Below are 18,617 nucleotides of genomic sequence, written 5' to 3' on the forward strand. Positions count from 1 at the left end.
GGTGTCTGGAAATATAGGGGCAAATCCAGTCAGCCCCTGCGCCAGCGGCAGCAGACGTTGACGATAAGCCTCCGGGATTTCGGCTTTAACATACATACCGCTATCCGTATCGCCAATCACGGGGTCAACCAAAATGCACAGGTCCGGATGCGTGGCCCGAACGGTTTCCAGCCATTGTGCCAGCAAGGCGATTTGCTCCGCGCTGCCCATGTACCCTGTCGTCACCGCCTTTAGCTCGCGCAAGGCATCACGTTCGCTTAAGGCGCGGAGATAGCCGCTAAACCATTCGGGCGGAATAACGCCGCCATAAAAGGTTTCATAATGCGGGGTGTTACTGAACAGTACCGTGGGTACTGCCGTCACGCGTAATCCCTGCGCTTTAATGGCCGGCACAGCGATGCTGTTGCCTACGCTGCCATATACCACCTGTGACTGGACGGCGACGATATCGGTCTGTAATGCCCGATGCTTGTCGTCGAAGAGCACTGACTGAATATCACTCTCCTGCTCCATAAATTTCTCCTCTCGCTGGACAGCGCGCTTACGCCTCATTATTATCGTCATATGCTAAAATTCATTTTGTCATAGGTCAATAATGATCGACGGAAAAACCGCTAACGAAATTTTTGACAGTATCCGTCAACATGTTGCTACAGGCACGCTGGCAGCAGGAGAAACGTTGCCGCCAGTGCGGGAACTAGCAACGGAATTAAACGTGAACCGCAATACTGTCGCGGCGGCTTACAAACGTCTGGTCACCTCCGGGTTGGCACAGAGTCTGGGACGCAACGGCACGGTGATTAAGGGGATTACTGCCCCCGTTGCGCTGGAAGGTGGTAACCCAGATACTCCACTCATCGATCTTTCCGGCGGTAATCCAGCGCCCTCACGGCTTCCTGACCTGAGTAGTTATTTCGCGAAGATAAATAAGGATCCGCGTTTGTATGGTGATGCGGCCGTCTCCCCAGGACTCAAGAGCTGGGCCACGCAATGGATACAGGATGCGATACCGGGTCAGGGGGAAATTGATATCACCAGCGGCGCCATCGATGCCATTGAGCGGCTGCTATGCGCCCATTTACTGCCCGGCGATAGCGTGGCTGTAGAAGATCCGTGCTTTTTGAGTAGCATCAACATGCTGCGCTATGCCGGATTTACCGCCAGTCCAGTTAACGTCGACAGTGAAGGCATGCAACCCGCCATGCTGGAATGCGCATTACAGAAAGGCGCGCGGGCGGTGATTCTGACCCCGCGCGCTCATAACCCGACAGGATGCAGTCTGAGCGCATCCCGCGCGGCGCAATTGCAGGAAATCCTGGCTCGCTACCCGCAAACGCTGGTGATCGTCGACGACCACTTTGCGCTGCTGTCCGCTTGCCGCTGGTATCCGGTGATTGCGCAGGAAACTGTACACTGGGCGATTGTCCGTTCGATGTCGAAAACTTTAGGCCCGGATTTACGCCTGGCTATCGTAGCCAGCGATCCCGTCACATCCGGGAAACTGCGTTTACGGCTCAACTCCGGCAGTCAGTGGGTCAGCCATCTGCTGCAGGATTTAGCCTGCGCGTGCCTGAGTGACGAGACATATCAACACACGCTGGCACAAACGCAGCAGTTTTACGCCGTCCAGCAGCAAAAGTTGAATACGGCTCTGCGCCAACATGGCATTGAACTGCCCGTCGGTGACGGTCTGAATCTGTGGTTACCGCTGGCAGATCACAGTCAGGAGATCGCTTTTGCACTGGCAAAGTCCGGCTGGCTGGTTCGCGAAGGCGAAGTGTTCGGCGTCAATACGCCTGCACACGGTTTACGCATTACGCTGTCAACATTAGAAGACAGCGACATTGATAAGCTGGCGGTTGATATTCATCAGGCGCTAAAGCGCTAACAGGAGACAAAAAGTGCGAGTTCATTTTGTTATTCATGAGTCTTTTGAATCTGCTGGCGCGTACCTGCCGTGGGCCGAATCGCGCGGCTATACCATCACCTGGTCACGCGTATACGCTGGAGAAACAGTTCCCGCCAATGCCGATGGTTTCGATATGCTGGTCGTCTTTGGTGGCCCGCAGTCGCCCCGCACCACGCAGGAAGAGTGCCCGTACTTTGACTCTCAGGCTGAGCAGCATCTGATTAACCAAGCGATTTCGGCAAGAAAAATCGTGGTGGGGATCTGTTTGGGTTCGCAGTTAATTGGAGAAGCGCTGGGCGCGAAGGTGTGTCAAAGCCCGGAAAAAGAGATTGGGCACTACCCAATCGTCCTGACCGAGGCAGGCCAACAGCACCCGTTGTTCAGCAATTTCGGCTCATCGCTTATCGTCGGTCACTGGCACAACGACATGCCGGGGTTAACCGACCAGGCGATAATTCTTGCTACCAGTGAGGGCTGTCCGCGACAAATCGTGCAATACGGTAATTTCGTCTATGGTTTCCAGTGCCATATGGAGTTCACAGCTGACGCGATTGAAGGATTAATTCAGCACTCAGAGCAAGAGTTGGCTGAAGCCGAAGGGAAACGCTTCATCCGCCCGGTTGAAGAGATGCGCGCCTGGGACTACCAGCAAATGAATGAGAAGCTGTGGCAATTCCTGGATAAGCTGGTGGAAAAACGTAACGATTAATCATCCCTGGCCGGATAAAACATTATCCGGCCATCGTGCCAGGCAGTTACCTGATGGCGCTGTGCTTATCAGGCCAACAAGTTAAATTCCCAGCCCCTGATTAAAGTGCTCCTCACCAAAAACGCCGGTCGAAAGGTAGCGATCGCCGCGATCGCAGATGATCGCCACAACTACCGCGCCGGGCGTGGCACGTGCAACGCGTAACGCGCCCGCGACCGCGCCGCCAGAGCTGACACCGCAGAAAATTCCTTCAAGCACGGCCAGTTCACGCATGGTATTTTCGGCATCATTCTGATGAATATCCAGCACCTCATCCACCAGCGAGGCGTTAAAAATGCCCGGCATATATTCCGCAGGCCAGCGGCGAATTCCCGGAATACTGCTGCCCTCTTCCGGCTGCAGGCCAACGATAGTGACCGGTTTTTCCTGCTCGCGCAGAAAACGCGACACTCCGGTAATGGTGCCGGTTGTCCCCATACTGGAGACAAAATGGGTGATGCGGCCTGACGTCTGCTGCCAGATTTCGGGTCCGGTGGTGGTGTAGTGCGCGTACGGGTTATCGGGATTATTAAACTGATCGAGCAGTTTACCTTCTCCGCGCTCAGACATAGCGAGGGCTAAATCGCGCGCGCCTTCCATCCCCTGCTCTTTAGTGACCAGAATCAGCTCGGCACCATAGGCGCGCATCGCCGCACGGCGCTCCTGACTCATGTTGTCTGGCATCAGCAGCTTCATGCGGTAGCCCTTCAGCGCGGCGATCATGGCCAGCGCAATACCAGTATTGCCGCTGGTAGCCTCAATCAATACGTCACCCGGCTTAATTTCCCCACGCTTTTCCGCTTCAACAATCATCGACAGCGCAGCCCGGTCTTTCACCGAACCCGCAGGATTATTCCCTTCCAGCTTGACCCAAATTTCGCTGCCGTTATCCGGCGCCAGGCGTTGTAATTTCACCAGAGGCGTATTGCCAATTGTTTTTTCTAATGTGTTCACGTTTTCAGCTCATAAAAAAGCCCGGTAAGCGTAGCGCCACCGGGCGATAACTATGCAAATTAACCTATCAGGCTGATTGCGCCAGGGCAAGTTCCTCTTCACGCGTTTCAATACGCTGGTCGCCGTTATACAAACGTGCATTTTGCAGTCCAACAAACAGCCGTTCACCGCGGCTCGGGGAATCATCGCCCTGCATGATGACCGTCAGCGGTTCGTTGTACCACCCGAGGGGTTGTACAACTAATTGGGTGTAGTGCCCCTTCGGACTGGCTTCCAGCACCTGCACCGGCAGCGGCGAATCCAGGCTGGTACGGCGGCTCACATCCACTTCCCATGGACGCAGGAACAGATCGACCGGTCCCTGATAGCCAGGTGTATAGCCCAACGGCCAGCGGTGTGCGCCCACGTGGAACTGTCCGCCACGAATCGTCCCCTGCAGGCGGTTAACCTCGCCCATAAACTCCAGCACAAAACGGGTGGCCGGTTCGCGCCAGACCTGATCCGGCGCATCGGCCTGTTCAATATGACCCTGACTCATCACCACCACGCGATCCGCAACTTCCGTCGCTTCTTCCTGATCGTGGGTGACAAACACGCTGGTGAACTTCAGTTCCTCGTGCAGCTGACGCAGCCAGCGGCGCAGTTCTTTACGCACCTGAGCGTCGAGCGCGCCAAACGGCTCGTCGAGCAGCAGGATCTGCGGCTCGACAGCCAGCGCACGCGCCAACGCCACACGCTGTTTCTGGCCGCCGGAAAGCTGCGCCGGGAAACGATCTGCCAGATGAGCCAATTGCACCATCTCCAGCAGTTTAGTCACTTTGGCTTTGATCGCCGCCGCGTTCGGACGCTCACGCCGTGGCAGAACTGTCAGACCAAAAGCGATGTTGTCGAAAACGGTCATATGGCGAAACAGCGCATAGTGCTGAAACACAAACCCCACCTTACGGTCGCGGGCGTGCAAACGGCTGACATCAGTGCCGTGAAAACGAATATGCCCGCTGGACTGATGCTCCAGCCCGGCGATGATACGCAGCAGCGTGGTTTTGCCCGAACCGGATGGCCCCAACAGAGCCACCATTTGACCTGAAGGAATATCCAGCGAGATATCGTTCAGCACCTGGGTGCGACCAAAAGACTTCTTAATATTGGCAATCTCAATGCTCATGATTTTCCTCCTGCTGCGCGCGTTTCTCCTGGTTCTCCAGACGCCATTGCAACATGCTCTTCAAAAACAGGGTAATAATCGCCATCAGCGTCAACAGCGCGGCGGCGGTAAAGGAGCCGACGGCGTTATAGTCCTGCTCCAGTAATTCAATCTGTAGTGGTAAAGACAAGGTTTCGCCGCGAATCGAGCCGGAAACCACCGACACCGCGCCGAATTCGCCTATCGCACGGGCGTTAGTCAGCACCACGCCATACAGCAACGCCCAACGGATATTCGGCAGCGTGACGCGGCGGAACATCTGCCAGCCGGAGGCACCAAGCAAAATCGCCGCTTCGTCTTCATTGCTGCCCTGACTTAACATTACCGGCACCAGTTCGCGCACCACAAACGGACAGGTCACGAACACCGTCACCAGCACCATCCCCGGCCAGGAGAACATAATTTGCAGGTTGTGTTCATCCAGCCAATCACCCAGCGGACCGTTAGAACCATAAAACAGCAGATAGATCAGACCTGCGACCACTGGCGAGACGGCAAAGGGAATATCCAGCAGCGTCAGCAGCAGTTGGCGTCCTGGGAAGTTGAAGCGAGTCACCAGCCAAGCCAGCAATACGCCGAACACCAGATTAACCGGCACCGCAATCAGCGCAATTAGCACCGTCAGCCAAATGGCATGCAGCATATCCGGATCAGCCAGGTTCTGTAGTACCGGCATTAATCCCTTACTGAACGCCTGCACGAAGATATAAATCATCGGTACCAGCAAAATAAAGGTCGATACCAGCATGCCCGTGCCGATCAGAAACCATTTACCCCAGTTAATGCGGGGTGCGTCATAGCGTTTCAATTGAGTAATGTCTGCCATCAGTGACCTACCACGCGTCGACCGAAGCGACTTTGCAGGGTGTTAATTGAAAACAGCAGCAACAACGACGCCCCGAGGATCACAGAAGCAATCGCGCTGGCGGCCGGGTAGTCAAACTCCTGCAAGCGAACAAAAATCATCAGCGAGGTCACTTCGGTTTTCCATGCGATGTTTCCGGCGATAAAAATAACCGCGCCAAACTCACCGAGGCTTCGGGTAAACGAGAGCGCAACGCCCGCCACCAGCGCGGGAGACAGCTCTGGCAGCACCACTTTACGAAAACTCTGCCAACGCGTGGCGCCGAGCGTTTCCGCCGCTTCTTCATATTCCGGGCCTAACTCTTCCAGCACTGGCTGTACGGTACGCACTACGAACGGAATGCTGGTAAAGGCCATCGCCACCGCGATGCCAAGCCAGGTATAGGTCACCTTAATGTCCAGCTTCGCCAGCCACTCGCCGTAGAAGCCATTGACCGAAAACAGCGACGCCAGCGTCAGGCCAGCTACCGCCGTAGGCAACGCAAACGGCAGGTCCATCAGCGCATCCAACAGCGTACGGCCCGGAAAGCGATAGCGGGTTAAGATCCACGCCATCAGCAAACCGAACACGCCGTTAAAAATTGATGCCACAAACGCCGACAGCAGTGTCACTTTATAAGCCGCTACCACCTGCGGATTGGTAATCACTTCCCAATACTGCGCCCAGCTCATTTGCGCCAGTTGCATGACCAGCGCACTAAGCGGCAGCAGCAATATCAGGCAAACGAACAATAAGCTGGTCCCGAGGCTTAAGGTGAAGCCGGGCAGCACGCGTCGGGAGGAAACAGCAAACATTTACTTACGCCCCGCCGCCAACAGTTTGTCCAGCTCGCCGCCGCTGACAAAGTGCGTTTTCATCACCTCAGGCCACGCGCCAAACTTGTCTTCGACGCGGAACAGTTCGGTTTGCGGGAATTTATCTTTCAGCTTGTCCATCACCTGCGGGTTGTTCACGCGGTAGTAGAAATCGGTAATGATGGTTTGCGCCTGTGGGCTGTACAGCCAGTTCAGGTACGCTTTCGCCGCTTTTTCAGTACCGTTGGCCTGCACATTTTTATCTACCCAGGCTACCGGGAATTCCGCCAGAATGTTGACCTTCGGCACCACCACTTCGAAACCCTGATCTTCATACTGTTTACGGATGTTGTTCACTTCCGATTCAAACGTGATCAGCACATCACCCAGACCGCGTTCAACAAAGGTGGTCGTTGCACCGCGACCGCCGGTATCAAACACTTCCACGTTTTTCAGAAACTGGGTCATAAACTGTTCGGTTTTGGCTTTATCACCACCGTCAGCTTTATCTGCCGCGCCCCACGCAGCCAGATAGGTATAACGCGCGTTACCGGAAGTCTTCGGGTTGGGGAAAATTAGCTTCACGTCCGGGCGAACCAGATCGTTCCATTCGTGGATATTCTTCGGGTTACCCTTACGCACCAAAAACGCCATGGTGGAATAGAATGGCGAGCTGTTATTCGGCAGTCGGCTTTGCCAGTCGGCGGGGATCAGCTTGCCTTTGTCATGCAGGATCTGCACGTCTGTCACCTGGTTATAGGTCACTACATCGGCCTTCAACCCTTGCAAAATCGCCAGCGCCTGTTTTGATGACCCGGCATGAGATTGTTTAATCGTCAGTTTGTCGCCGCCGTTATCCTTTGCCCATTGCTGTTCAAATGGCGGGTTAAGGGCGGCAAACAGCTCGCGGGAGACATCGTATGAACTGTTCAGCAGTTCCGTTGCCTGCGCCTGCCCCACCAGCAACAGCATTGCTGCCAGCGTCAGGGTTCTTTTTTTCAGTAAGTTAACGGCCATTGCGCACCCTTATAAATTTAATGACTTTCTTATGGTCATCATATTTATAACCAGTGCTAAAGGAGTAACGGTTTTATATACCGTTTGATGATTTGAAAGTTGAAAAGAGAATAAGGGGTACCTCCTCCCCATCGCGCGGGGAGGAGACCGGCATCAATCAGACGCCGACGCTAACGCTTTCAGGCAAGGTGCTACCGCCATCAATCACGTTTTGCGTGCCAGTTAAATAACTGGACTCATCCGAGGCCAGGAACGCAGCCAGCTCACCGACTTCTAGCGGGCAGGCCAGACGACGCATCGGGATCGCTTTCGCCATTTCGGTTAATACAGATTCCGGATCGTCCGGATTGGACTGACGCGCAATATTTTCCGCCATCGGCGTGCGAACATAGCCTGGGCAAATGGCATTCACGCGAATACCGGACTGCGCATATTCCACCGCCAGCGATTTGGTTAAGCCGATAATCGCCGCTTTTGACATTGCATAGGCCGTTTCGCCCGGATCGGCCACCATATCGCCAGTCACTGAGGACATCATCACGATACGCCCGTCTTTGCGATCAATCATCTCCGGCAGCACGGCTTTCGTTACGTTCCAGACGCCTTTGATATTGATATCAATATGGAAGTCGCGATCTTCATCGCTCATCTCAAGGAAGTTGCCGAGGCGACATACGCCGGCATTGTTGACCAGAATATCGATTTTGCCTTCAACCTTCTTCGCGCGTTTCACCGCTTCCGTGACCGAAGCAAAATCTCTGACATCCGCGTGAACCGCAGTGCAGCGGTGACCGCGTCCTGCCAGCTCATCCGCCAGTTTTTCAATCTCATCGGAGATATCCAGCAGGATTAAGTTCGCGCCATGGCGGGCAAACGTTCTGGCGATCCCCTCGCCAATACCCTGAGATGCGCCCGTAATCAATGCTGTTTTGCCCGTGAGTTTTCCCATTTCAATATTCTCCTTTTGAATATGAAGCCTTCGCTTCATTCACGCAGAAGATACAGCAATAACAAATTAGTGCTGAGGAATAGCTCACTAAATCAGGTAAATCCCGGGTCAAATACACTAGCTGCGGTCTAAACGATGAATCAACTCGCTACTGCGTTCAATCATACGCAGCGATTCCACATCATTCAGTTGCACCATGCCGACAAAAAGCAGGTCCGTTACCGAGTTCTGCGCGGTTCGGGTTGACATAGACGAACTGCGCCATTCAGTCTCACCGGAAACGGTATCCAGTGTGTAATCGGCCAGTCGCCGCAGCGGGGAATCGGCCAATGAGGTGATCGCAATGACCGTTGCTCCCTGCTTATGCGCGGCTTCAGCGCAAAGCACAATCTCTTTTTTCGAGCCGCTGTAGGAAATAGCGATTTGCACATCACCTTTGCGTAATGCCTGCGCAATTGTCGCCTGAACATGGGTATCGACCTCACAGGCAACGCGGCAGCCAATTTTCATCAGCTTAAAGGATAAATCGCGCCCGACCAGCGCGGATCCCCCAACCCCGGTAATCTGAATAAGTTGAGCCTGGCTGATAAGCTTAATCACCTGTGTCAGGCGATCGAAATCCATCAGGCTACAAGTCTCTTCAAGGGCGACTATTTTTTCCCTGTTCAGCTTACGGGCCATCACCTCCAGACTGTCTTCACTGGTGATTGTGCTGTGCAGATGCAGGGCCTTATTATGTTTCTTTTCCCGATTGGCGCTGTACTCCTCAATGAGCGCCATTCTGAGTTCAGTGAAGCCGTTCGCACCAAGCTTTTGAGCGAATTTCACAATACTCGACTGACTGACTTCCAACTGCTTCGCCATATTGCGGGAAGAAACTGTTTTCAGCTCGTCAACATGGGCTAAAAGGAAATTGGCAATTTTCTGCTCATTTTCCGTTAATTCTGCCTCTGCATTCCGCATCTTCGCCAGATACAACATATCTCTTTCACTCCCGTAATCATGGAATCATTAATTCCAACGCTCTGGCCGCAGGATACCACAAGCCTGGTGAGAATATGATAGCCCTCACAATATTTGTATTATGATTCAATGATTCCATTGAAACTTAAAAAAAGGAATATATGATTCCAATCGTTGTTTATGGCAATGACAACTTACACATCGAAAAGGATAATCATAATGAAACTTACTCTGACATCCCTGGCAACTTTTATTCTCCTTGCTAGCAGCACCAGCCATGCCGCAGTGATCTATCAGGCTAATGATGGATCAAATATCGATCTCTACGGGCGTCTCGGCTTCAATATTTCAGATAAAAAGACGGGTGACACATCGGGCGACTTTGACGCGCGTATCGGTTTTTCTGCTCGCCAGGCCATCAATGAAAAGCTGGCCGTCATTGGCTTTACACAGTATCAGGTGAATGCAGCAGAGTACGCCAACAACATCAGTGCGGAAGACCCGGATGATTTCACTGCGCGTTATGTATGGGCAGGGATTGATTTTGCGGAATACGGAAAGTTGACCGGTGGGCGCGTGTCATCCGGCCTGATTATGTTTACAGATATTGGCGATGTGTTCGCCAGCTCCGACGTGGCCATGGCCCGACAGGCCAACTTTGTTGACCCAACAGCAGTACAGGTTTTTCGTCAGGACGGTACGATTCAGTATCAGAACACCTTCGGAAACTTTGATTTCTCTACCGCCTATATTCTGGGGAATAACACCTCCGATCTGGATTATGGCTATAACGCCGCCCTTCGCTATACGCTCGATATGGGCGATTTTGGTCGTCTCCAGCCGGTAATTGCAGGTCAGGCGGAGAAAGCCAGCCACGACGACACCTCCATGCAGTCAGATGATAATGCCGATAAGTACGCTTTTTATGGCATCGGTACCCGATACTATCTGGGTGATTTCATGCTCGGCCTGCTCTTTGCCCAGGATAAAGTCACTTATCTTGATGGTTCTCCTGACAGTACCGATAAAGATTACGAAGCAACACTCGTCTGGAACGTCAGTCCTGACTGGGCCTTACGTACCGGTTATCGTCATCTGAAAAATCAGGATGGTGACGGGCTGAAACTTCGCGATACCACTTTCGAAGCCCAGTACAAACTCACCGTACGCAGTTCCGTTTTTGCGTCTTACTCCTGGCGTAATGGTGAAGAGGGGAAAAAACGCACCAATGGCAATGACGTCTCCTTCGGCGGCAGCAGCCCGGCAGATGACTATTTCCATCTTGGCTTACGTTACGAATTCTGATTCCTCTTTTCGCGAGAGTTAAAAATGAAGAAATATATTATATCCGCAGCTGCATTATTATTTTGCAGCCAGGCGCTTGCCGCACCGCATCTGTTTATTGGGGATAATGTCAGTGTACTGGCGGCCCGTTCAGCAAAAGTCAGCATTTTTAGCAAAGATGTGGCGCTAACTGACGGTACGCAAAAAATGGTGGTTAAATTCGACAGCCCGGTCAATCCGGAATCGGTAAACAATAACCGAGGTAGGGTCACGTCTAATCCGTATATCCTCTCTTTCAACGCTTCCGGCAATATTGATATTCAGCTATCAACAGGTAAACCGCTGGATGAAAAAGAAGCGAGCCTGATGGCGCAAAAGCCGGTATTCACGCTGACCGCAGGCGGAAAACCTGTGCCCTTTGATATCAAAATTCTCGATCGTGACAGCCTCACTGTCTTTACCGATCTTAGCGCCATCGTCAACGACGATGGGACAATAATCCCGTCCCCGGCACGCTCTACCTCCCCTGAGGCGACGTCCATCTCTTCATACGATCAACTATCTCAGTTGCAGCAATTGTATCTGAAAGCTGACGATTCCCAGAAAAAATCATTCCTGAAATGGGCGCTAAACCTGTAAGGCGAGAAGTAATATGCAACTTGAAAAAATGATTACCGAAAGCGTTAATCCCGCGTCTCTGGAGATTGATCGGGTCTCTACCCTCGCATTGTGCCGCATCATCAATAACGAAGATAAAATCGTTCCGCTCGCCGTAGAGCAGGTTCTTCCCGAAATTGCTGCGGCTATTGACACTATTTATGCCCAGGTCAGCGCGGGCGGGCGGTTGATTTATACTGGCGCCGGAACATCCGGTCGCCTGGGTGTTCTTGACGCCAGCGAATGTCCTCCCACCTATGGCGTAGAGTCGGGACTGGTCATCGGCTTGATCGCCGGTGGCGATCAAGCGCTTCAGCATGCCATTGAAGGCGCAGAAGACGATGGCGAACTTGGGATCAACGATCTGAAAAAGATCGCACTAAATGGAAAGGACGTCGTGGTCGGTATCGCGGCCAGCGGTCGTACGCCGTATGTCGTTGCCGGGCTAGGCTATGCCCGCACACTTGGTTGTCGGACGATAGGCATCTCCTGCAATCCTGGAAGCGCAGTATCAGAAGCGGCTGAAATTGCCATCACCCCGGTAGTGGGTGCCGAAGTGGTAAGCGGTTCCTCGCGCATGAAGGCAGGCACGGCCCAGAAACTGGTTCTCAACACACTCTCCACTGGCCTGATGATCAAATCCGGCAAAGTATTTGGCAACCTAATGGTGGACGTCGTCTCCACTAACCACAAGCTCAATCTGCGTCAGGTCAATATTGTGAAAGATGCAACAGGTTGCAGCGCGCAGCAGGCAGAAGCCGCACTGATCGCCTGTGGTCGCCAATGTAAAACCGCGATTGTCATGCTACTGAAAAACCTCAACGCAACGGAAGCCAATCTGCGCCTTGAGCAACATGGCGGTTTCATTCGCCAGGTACTGGAAGAGGAATAAAGCAAATGGCAAAAGAAATCAGTAATAATCTCCTGAACGCCATTATTACCCAGGTCGGCGGCCAGGGTAATATTGCCACCTGTGGGAACTGCATGACACGTTTACGCCTGACGGTGCATGACAGCAATCAGGTTGATCCGGCGCTCAAGAACCTTGAAGGTGTAAAAGGCGTCGTACTTTCCGCAAATCAGGTACAGATCATTTTTGGCCCCGGTAAAGCACAGCGGGCAGCAGACGCTATGAATGTTCTGCTGGCCGATAGCAGCAAGGGCGTCATGCAAGCGGCAGATATCGCCGCTAAAACCAAAAACCAACTAAAAGCGAAGCAAACCTCAGGTATTCAACAATTTCTATCTAAATTCGCTACCATTTTTACCCCGTTGATTCCAGGTTTTATCGCAGCTGGGCTGCTGCTAGGTATTGCCACACTCCTCGGTACGGTCATGCATGTCCCAGCCGATGCGCAAGGTATGCTTCCCGACGCGCTTAACTTCATGAAAGTCTTCAGTAAGGGGTTATTCACTTTCCTCGTCATTCTGGTTGGTTACAACGCAGCTCAGGCTTTCGGTGGTACAGGCGTTAATGGGGCGATCATCGCGTCATTGTTCCTGTTAGGCTACAACCCCGTAGCCACTACGGGTTATTTCTCTGGTATTCAGGATTTCTTCGGCATGCCAATCGACCCACGCGGTAACATTATCGGCGTACTGATTGCCGCCTGGGCAAGCGCGCGGCTCGAAGGGCTTATTCGCCGATTTATGCCTGACGATCTGGATATGCTGTTGACCTCGATGTTAACTCTGCTGGTCACCGCCACGCTGACCTATTTGATCATCATGCCCCTGGGCGGCTGGCTGTTTGAAGGAATGTCCTGGCTCTTTATCCACCTCAACAGCAACCCGCTGGGCTGCGCCATTCTGGCCGGTCTGTTTCTGGTTTCAGTGGTATTCGGCGTACATCAAGGATTCATTCCTGTTTATCTGGCATTAATGAGTAGCCAGGGATTCAATAGCCTGTTCCCGATTCTGTCGATGGCTGGCGCAGGCCAGGTCGGCGCGGCGTTGGCGCTCTACTGGCGAGCAGAAAAACACAGCGTGTTACGCAGCCAGATTCGTGGGGCGATTATTCCCGGTTTATTGGGTGTCGGTGAACCACTGATTTACGGTGTTACGCTACCGCGAATGAAGCCGTTTATCACCGCTTGCCTTGGCGGTGCAGCCGGAGGACTTTTCATTGGGCTGGTGGCATGGGCTGGTCTTCCGATGGGATTAAACAGCGCCTTTGGCCCATCCGGTCTGGTTGCGTTGCCATTAATGACATCCGCACAAGGTATTTTGCCCGCCATGGCGGTATATGCAGGGGGCATGCTGATTTCATACCTTGGCGGGTTTATTTTCACCGTTCTGTTTGGCTGTCGTAATGTGAATCTGGAATAATATCATGAAGATAAGATTATGCTTTGCTTTTCTATTGGCTCTAAGTTTAACCGCCAACGCAGTACCATTTCCGGTATTAACAGAAACGTCTCCGGAAAATGCAGGATTTAATATTAAACAACTTAACCAGTTAGATAGCTGGATAGCGCAACAAGTGGATGCCGGATACCCCAGCGTTAACCTGCTAATTGTTAAAGACAATCATATTGTTTACCGAAAGGCCTGGGGCTACGCGAAGAAATATGATGGCCACAACCTGATGACCCAGCCAGTCAAGGCCACGACAGATACTTTGTACGATCTGGCATCAAACACCAAAATGTACGCGACAAATTTTGCGCTACAAAAACTGATGTCAGAAGGTAAATTACGCCCGGACGATCTTATCTCAAAGTACATTCCCGGTTTTGGCGATCGTCCGGAGGATGCCATTAAAGGGAAAAGTACACTGAGAATTTCGGATCTTTTGCATCACGTCGGTGGTTTCCCGGCCGATCCGCAATACCCAAACAAAGATGTAGCAGGCAAGCTATATTCCCAAGATAAAACCACTACGCTTGAAATGATCAAACGCACGCCGTTGGAATATCATCCAGGCGATAAACATATCTACAGCGATGTGGATTATATGTTGCTTGGCTTTATTGTGGAGTCCATCACCGGTCAGCCGCTCGATCGTTATGTGGAAGAAACAATCTATCGCCCACTCGGGTTAACACATACCGTCTTTAACCCGCTGCAGAAAGGGTTCAATCAGCAGCAGATCGCCGCGACGGAACTGAACGGTAATACCCGGGATGGCGTGATCCATTTCCCGAATATTCGCACCACAACATTATGGGGTCAGGTGCATGATGAAAAAGCGTTCTACTCGATGGGCGGCGTTTCGGGTCATGCGGGGCTATTTTCAAACACTGGCGATATTGCGGTATTGATGCAAACCATGCTGAATGGCGGAGGTTACGGCAACGTCACGCTATTTGATCCTCAGACGGTAAAAATGTTCACCCAAAGTTCAATGGAAGATGCCACATTTGGCCTTGGCTGGAGAGTTAACGGTAATCCCACTATGACGCCAACATTTGGTACGTTGGCTAGTTCGCAGGCTTATGGACACACCGGATGGACCGGAACGCTGACCGTTATCGATCCGGTTAACCGAATGGCGATTGTCATGCTGAGCAATAAACCACACTCACCTGTCGCCGATCCACAAAAGAACCCAAACATGTTTAACAGTGGTTTGATGCCGATTGCTACCTACGGCTGGGTGGTTGATCAGGTGTATGCAGCACTCAAAAACGAGTAACAAAAATGGCCAGCGTTATCATCTAACTGACTGGCCATTCACTCATGCAAGGTCTCTGACGAATCACAGCGCCATCAGGCGGTCCAGCGACGGGGCAAAGTAATAGCCACCGGTTACCGGCTTGGTGAAACGCAGCATCGCGTCGCGCTTACCGTCTGTGTCGCCAAACATACTCAGCAGTTGCTGCTCAATGTTGTGCAGACGTGCGCAGTAGGCGCAGAAATAGAGACCGTGTGTGCCGCTGGCCGTGCCGTATGGCAGGCTCTGGCGCACAATTTTCAGCCCTTTACCGTCTTCTTTCAGATCAACGCGGCTCAGGTGAGAGGTAACCGGACGGTCATCACCGTCGATCTCTTCGTTGGCTTCCTTGGTACGACCAATCATCATTTCCTGGTCGTGAATGCTCATGCGGTTAAGCTGCTTCAGGTTATGTTCCCAACGCTGCACAAATACATAGCTGCCACCAGCATCCACGCCATCTTTGATCACCGCGACTTCACGACGCGTTTCTTCACCAGCCGGATTTTCCGTACCGTCAACAAAGCCGCTGAGATCGCGTTCTTCAACCCAACGGAAACCGTGGATCTCTTCTTTGACGTCAATGTAGTCACCAAATGCTTCCATTGCTGCCTGCGCGACGGAGAAATTCACGTCATGACGCAAAGAGAGAATGTGGATCAACACATCATACTGGGTGGCTGGCGCCAGGCCTTTACCGTAAGGGATAAAGTCTTTTAACTCTTCCGCCCCAACGCCGCCGCTTAATACACGCCAGGTGTTGTTGCCGAAAGCCACAACCGCGCCCAGATGCGCATCCGGGAACTTCGCTTCAAAGGTCGCCAGTTTATCAGCAAAGATTTTGCTGGCCGCACGCAGGGCCTCAACGTCGCCTTTAACATTGGCTTCAATCCAAATCGCCGCACGGCAATGTTCTGGCAAAATGCCACTCTGAACCTGAGACATTGTTCCTCCTGAAAAAAAGATGCCACGACCTCGTGGCATTGATTGGCGCTATTCTACCTGTTTTTTTAGCAAGTCGATTTGTTCAGACGCAAATTAACGCCGCCAGATGATTTTGCTGACTTTCCACGTTTTCAGCGTGTCGTCCGACGGCATTAAGCCCTCAGGCCCGCTCCATTCGCCGGAAAAAATGTAGCTAATATGCTGACTTCCTTCAGCTTTACATTCAACGCTCGCGCTGTCATCGCCGGTTGCTTTATGGCAGTTACCAAAGGCTTTAGTGTAAAGGTCGCTAAACGGTGTACCAATTTCGACACCCGCGTCTGATGAAATATCGCTGTCCAGGACATCAATACGGCTGATGGTTCCCTGACTGCCATTGATAACCATTGCCAGTTGGTCATCTTTCATCGCTTCAAAGAAACGCATTACATTACCGTCATCGGTCTTCATCCCGCTGCGCAGGCGGTAATCACCATCCAGCGCATCAGCAATCGTTTTTTCATCCAGCGGCGTAGCGCCCGTTAACGCGCCGACGCCCTGCTCAGTGACCTGCGTTGAAGAACCGAACCAGTTCCACGGATTGGCGGCAGACCAGTTCACCGACGACAGCGTGGAACACCCGGTCAGTAGCAGCGGCATCGCGCATAAAGTCAAACGCAGTGATTTCATTTCACTTCCTTCCTTATTTATCAACGTTGCTTGGAGTCCGCTTTCACCAAAAAGTGCCGTTATTCTTTCTCAAGGGAAAAACAGGCGCGCAGACGTTGATTGGTTAACAGCCAGACCAGCGCGACGATATCCGCCACCAGCAGCGCCAGTCCGATGCCGTTGACAGGATCGCCTGCCAGCCACATCGCCGGTTGCCAGCAGAGCAGTACCAGTTGCGCGAGAATCAGTAATCCGCGCAGCCAGCGCCATACCCCCGGATACGCAAAGCGCCGCCCGCTGAGTAAAAACGCCAGCACCGCGGGAACGCCGGGGAGCAACCCCAGCCAGAATGCGTCATGGTCGGGATAAAACAGATTCAGTAGCGTATTGCCCTGCTCACGGGAAGAACCGGCAATCACGAACAACACCCAGGTACGCGCCTGCAGCAGCAGTACGCACCAGAAAAGAAAAGGTAGGCGCAAACGCCCGTGACCGTCATAGTCGGCGGGGTGAAACTCAGTACTCTTCATCTTCGATCAAGCGCTTACCGAGATTGAGTACATCCGCATGTTCATAGCCCAGGCGTTCATACATGCCCAACACCAGATCATTATCTTCACGCACCATGATTTGAATCTTCGGACACCCGCGGGCGATGAGCTTTTTCTCCAGTCTGTTAAGCAGCGCATTCGCGATGCCGCGACCGCGAAACTCAGGATGCACGCCGAGGTAATAGGCCGAGCCGCGATGCCCGTCGTATCCGCCCATCACCGTACCGACCACCTCGCCGTTCACTTCAGCGACCAGGAACAAGCTGACGTCATGATTTACTTTACGCTCAATGTCCATTTCCGGGTCATTCCATGGACGCAGCAAATCACAGCGCTCCCAGAGGGTGATCACCTCTTCGAAATCTTCCTGGCGAAAAACGCGTATTTCCATGGTATTGGTTACCTTTTCAGGACGTTAAAAAGCGATTATGGCGCGAACGGCTGATTTAGCCAATATCTGACGCGAAGCGGCGGAAAAAATGGCATAATACGGAATTGTCACGTATTGAAATGAAAAGTAAAACAATTCTTATCCCGATCCGTCGCAACGGACTACGCGATACGATATAACGTTTAGAACCTTTTTTTTACAACTCAGGCCGTATGAGCACTTTTAAACCACTAAAAACACTCACATCGCGCCGCCAGGTGCTGAAAGCCGGGCTGGCCGCCCTGACGCTGTCAGGCATGTCGCAAGCCATCGCTAAAGAAGAAGCGCTAAAAACCAGTAATGGACACAGCAAACCGAAAGCGAAAAAATCAGGCGCTAAACGCGTGGTTGTCCTTGATCCGGGTCACGGTGGTATTGATACCGGCGCAATTGGTCGCAATGGCTCGAAGGAAAAGCATGTGGTACTGGCAATTGCCAAAAACGTGCGCTCGATTCTACGTAACCAGGGGATAGATGCACGCCTGACCCGCTCCGGCGATACGTTTATTCCGCTCTACGATCGCGTCGAGATCGCCCACAAACACGGGGCCGATCTGTTTATGTCGATCCACGCCGACGGTTTTACCAACCCGAGCGCTGCGGGCGCATCGGTCTTCGCGTTGTCCAATCGCGGAGCCAGTAGCGCCATGGCGAAGTATCTGTCCGATCGCGAAAACCGCGCCGATGAAGTCGCCGGAAAAAAAACCACCGATAAAGATCACTTGTTGCAGCAGGTGCTGTTCGATCTGGTGCAAACTGACACCATTAAAAACAGCCTGACGTTAGGTTCGCATATTCTTAAGAAGATCAAGCCGGTACACCGTCTGCACAGTCGCAGCACGGAACAGGCCGCCTTCGTGGTGCTAAAATCACCCTCAATTCCTTCGGTACTGGTCGAAACGTCGTTCATTACCAACCCGGAAGAAGAACGACTGCTGGGCACGGCGGCATTTCGACAAAAAATTGCTACCGCTATCGCCAATGGCATCATCAGCTATTTCCACTGGTTTGATAACCAGAAAGCACACTCGAAGAAACGTTAAT

Annotated in this window: 20 protein-coding genes; 8 read left to right on the forward strand and 12 right to left on the reverse strand. The window is 52.5% G+C overall.

The window, feature by feature from the left end; translation table 11 throughout:
• Positions 1-513, reverse strand: a 513-nt coding sequence (locus FDX14_RS08260) for a carbohydrate kinase family protein (RefSeq protein WP_170973581.1), incomplete at its 3' end; no start/stop codon positions are given.
• Between the two features lie 82 nt (positions 514-595).
• Here FDX14_RS08260 and ptsJ point away from each other — a divergent pair.
• Complete coding sequence (gene ptsJ, locus FDX14_RS08265) at positions 596-1,888, forward strand: MocR-like B6 salvage transcription factor PtsJ (protein ID WP_042306936.1); 1,293 nt, start codon at positions 596-598, stop codon at positions 1,886-1,888.
• A 13-nt stretch (positions 1,889-1,901) separates the two neighbouring features.
• Positions 1,902-2,618, forward strand: a complete 717-nt coding sequence (locus FDX14_RS08270; RefSeq protein WP_137349327.1) for a type 1 glutamine amidotransferase — start codon at positions 1,902-1,904, stop codon at positions 2,616-2,618.
• 81 nt (positions 2,619-2,699) lie between these two features.
• On the opposite strand, the gene cysM is transcribed toward FDX14_RS08270, so the two are convergent.
• The 7 genes from cysM to murR form a co-directional block, all read right to left on the reverse strand.
• A complete protein-coding gene (cysM, locus tag FDX14_RS08275) occupies positions 2,700-3,611 on the reverse strand; it encodes a cysteine synthase CysM (protein WP_061382162.1) in 912 nt (303 codons plus the stop codon).
• A 67-nt stretch (positions 3,612-3,678) separates the two neighbouring features.
• Complete coding sequence (cysA, locus tag FDX14_RS08280) at positions 3,679-4,776, reverse strand: sulfate/thiosulfate ABC transporter ATP-binding protein CysA (RefSeq protein ID WP_003038066.1); 1,098 nt, start codon at positions 4,774-4,776, stop codon at positions 3,679-3,681.
• On the reverse strand, positions 4,766-5,641 hold the full coding sequence (cysW, locus tag FDX14_RS08285) for a sulfate/thiosulfate ABC transporter permease CysW (RefSeq protein ID WP_042306930.1): 876 nt from the start codon (positions 5,639-5,641) through the stop codon (positions 4,766-4,768). The genes cysA and cysW overlap by 11 nt, the downstream gene beginning before the upstream one ends.
• The gene (gene cysT, locus FDX14_RS08290) at positions 5,641-6,474 is read right to left on the reverse strand and encodes a sulfate/thiosulfate ABC transporter permease CysT (RefSeq protein ID WP_038642497.1); all 834 of its coding nucleotides are present in this window, start codon (positions 6,472-6,474) and stop codon (positions 5,641-5,643) included. Before cysT ends, cysW begins: the two co-directional genes overlap by 1 nt.
• Positions 6,475-7,491: a sulfate ABC transporter substrate-binding protein gene (locus FDX14_RS08295; protein WP_042306928.1), complete on the reverse strand. Its 1,017-nt coding sequence runs from the start codon at positions 7,489-7,491 to the stop codon at positions 6,475-6,477. It abuts the gene before it with no gap.
• Positions 7,492-7,648: 157 nt separating this feature from the next.
• On the reverse strand, positions 7,649-8,440 hold the full coding sequence (gene ucpA / locus FDX14_RS08300) for an SDR family oxidoreductase UcpA (RefSeq protein WP_042306926.1): 792 nt from the start codon (positions 8,438-8,440) through the stop codon (positions 7,649-7,651).
• 117 nt (positions 8,441-8,557) lie between these two features.
• On the reverse strand, positions 8,558-9,421 hold the full coding sequence (murR, locus tag FDX14_RS08305; RefSeq protein ID WP_061382165.1) for an HTH-type transcriptional regulator MurR: 864 nt from the start codon (positions 9,419-9,421) through the stop codon (positions 8,558-8,560).
• 201 nt (positions 9,422-9,622) lie between these two features.
• On the opposite strand from murR, the gene FDX14_RS08310 reads away from it, so the two are divergent.
• The 5 genes from FDX14_RS08310 to pbp4b are packed head-to-tail and all read left to right on the forward strand — an operon-like array spanning position 9,623 to position 14,981.
• Positions 9,623-10,708 (forward strand): porin, encoded by a 1,086-nt coding sequence (locus FDX14_RS08310; RefSeq protein WP_061382166.1) that lies wholly within the window; start codon positions 9,623-9,625, stop codon positions 10,706-10,708.
• A 24-nt stretch (positions 10,709-10,732) separates the two neighbouring features.
• On the forward strand, positions 10,733-11,326 hold the full coding sequence (locus FDX14_RS08315; RefSeq protein ID WP_137349328.1) for a DUF2057 family protein: 594 nt from the start codon (positions 10,733-10,735) through the stop codon (positions 11,324-11,326).
• Positions 11,327-11,339: 13 nt separating this feature from the next.
• Positions 11,340-12,236, forward strand: coding sequence for an N-acetylmuramic acid 6-phosphate etherase (gene murQ, locus FDX14_RS08320; protein WP_137349329.1), 897 nt, complete (start codon positions 11,340-11,342; stop codon positions 12,234-12,236).
• A gap of 5 nt (positions 12,237-12,241) precedes the next feature.
• Positions 12,242-13,672 (forward strand): PTS N-acetylmuramic acid transporter subunit IIBC, encoded by a 1,431-nt coding sequence (gene murP, locus FDX14_RS08325; protein ID WP_061382169.1) that lies wholly within the window; start codon positions 12,242-12,244, stop codon positions 13,670-13,672.
• A gap of 4 nt (positions 13,673-13,676) precedes the next feature.
• Complete coding sequence (gene pbp4b / locus FDX14_RS08330) at positions 13,677-14,981, forward strand: penicillin binding protein PBP4B (RefSeq protein WP_137349330.1); 1,305 nt, start codon at positions 13,677-13,679, stop codon at positions 14,979-14,981.
• Between the two features lie 63 nt (positions 14,982-15,044).
• Here pbp4b and yfeX read toward each other — a convergent pair whose 3' ends face one another.
• The 4 genes from yfeX to FDX14_RS08350 all read right to left on the reverse strand — a co-directional run bounded on the left by yfeX (position 15,045) and on the right by FDX14_RS08350 (position 17,534).
• Positions 15,045-15,944: a porphyrinogen peroxidase gene (gene yfeX, locus FDX14_RS08335; RefSeq protein ID WP_137349331.1), complete on the reverse strand. Its 900-nt coding sequence runs from the start codon at positions 15,942-15,944 to the stop codon at positions 15,045-15,047.
• A 93-nt stretch (positions 15,945-16,037) separates the two neighbouring features.
• Positions 16,038-16,613 carry an RpoE-regulated lipoprotein gene (locus FDX14_RS08340; protein ID WP_137349332.1) on the reverse strand — a complete coding sequence of 192 codons (576 nt, stop codon included), beginning with the start codon at positions 16,611-16,613 and terminating at the stop codon, positions 16,038-16,040.
• Between the two features lie 59 nt (positions 16,614-16,672).
• Positions 16,673-17,122: a DUF2919 domain-containing protein gene (locus FDX14_RS08345; protein ID WP_079223208.1), complete on the reverse strand. Its 450-nt coding sequence runs from the start codon at positions 17,120-17,122 to the stop codon at positions 16,673-16,675.
• Positions 17,109-17,534, reverse strand: coding sequence for a GNAT family acetyltransferase (locus FDX14_RS08350; protein ID WP_006683546.1), 426 nt, complete (start codon positions 17,532-17,534; stop codon positions 17,109-17,111). Before FDX14_RS08350 ends, FDX14_RS08345 begins: the two co-directional genes overlap by 14 nt.
• Before the next feature lie 212 nt (positions 17,535-17,746).
• Between FDX14_RS08350 and amiA the strand changes: the two genes are divergently transcribed.
• On the forward strand, positions 17,747-18,616 hold the full coding sequence (amiA, locus tag FDX14_RS08355; protein ID WP_038642512.1) for an N-acetylmuramoyl-L-alanine amidase AmiA: 870 nt from the start codon (positions 17,747-17,749) through the stop codon (positions 18,614-18,616).
• Position 18,617 lies beyond the last annotated feature (1 nt).

The organism is Citrobacter sp. wls710, from assembly GCF_005281115.1.
GTDB lineage: Bacteria > Pseudomonadota > Gammaproteobacteria > Enterobacterales > Enterobacteriaceae > Citrobacter > Citrobacter werkmanii.

Coding starts and splice junctions, on each gene's coding strand:
- ptsJ (WP_042306936.1), top strand. CDS start 596: ATGATCGACGGAAAAACCGCTAACGAAATTTTTGACAGTATCCGTCAA.
- cysA (WP_003038066.1), bottom strand. CDS start 4,776: ATGAGCATTGAGATTGCCAATATTAAGAAGTCTTTTGGTCGCACCCAG.
- cysW (WP_042306930.1), bottom strand. CDS start 5,641: ATGGCAGACATTACTCAATTGAAACGCTATGACGCACCCCGCATTAAC.
- cysT (WP_038642497.1), bottom strand. CDS start 6,474: ATGTTTGCTGTTTCCTCCCGACGCGTGCTGCCCGGCTTCACCTTAAGC.
- FDX14_RS08295 (WP_042306928.1), bottom strand. CDS start 7,491: ATGGCCGTTAACTTACTGAAAAAAAGAACCCTGACGCTGGCAGCAATG.
- ucpA (WP_042306926.1), bottom strand. CDS start 8,440: ATGGGAAAACTCACGGGCAAAACAGCATTGATTACGGGCGCATCTCAG.
- murR (WP_061382165.1), bottom strand. CDS start 9,421: ATGTTGTATCTGGCGAAGATGCGGAATGCAGAGGCAGAATTAACGGAA.
- FDX14_RS08310 (WP_061382166.1), top strand. CDS start 9,623: ATGAAACTTACTCTGACATCCCTGGCAACTTTTATTCTCCTTGCTAGC.
- FDX14_RS08315 (WP_137349328.1), top strand. CDS start 10,733: ATGAAGAAATATATTATATCCGCAGCTGCATTATTATTTTGCAGCCAG.
- murQ (WP_137349329.1), top strand. CDS start 11,340: ATGCAACTTGAAAAAATGATTACCGAAAGCGTTAATCCCGCGTCTCTG.
- murP (WP_061382169.1), top strand. CDS start 12,242: ATGGCAAAAGAAATCAGTAATAATCTCCTGAACGCCATTATTACCCAG.
- pbp4b (WP_137349330.1), top strand. CDS start 13,677: ATGAAGATAAGATTATGCTTTGCTTTTCTATTGGCTCTAAGTTTAACC.
- yfeX (WP_137349331.1), bottom strand. CDS start 15,944: ATGTCTCAGGTTCAGAGTGGCATTTTGCCAGAACATTGCCGTGCGGCG.
- FDX14_RS08340 (WP_137349332.1), bottom strand. CDS start 16,613: ATGAAATCACTGCGTTTGACTTTATGCGCGATGCCGCTGCTACTGACC.
- FDX14_RS08345 (WP_079223208.1), bottom strand. CDS start 17,122: ATGAAGAGTACTGAGTTTCACCCCGCCGACTATGACGGTCACGGGCGT.
- FDX14_RS08350 (WP_006683546.1), bottom strand. CDS start 17,534: ATGGAAATACGCGTTTTTCGCCAGGAAGATTTCGAAGAGGTGATCACC.
- amiA (WP_038642512.1), top strand. CDS start 17,747: ATGAGCACTTTTAAACCACTAAAAACACTCACATCGCGCCGCCAGGTG.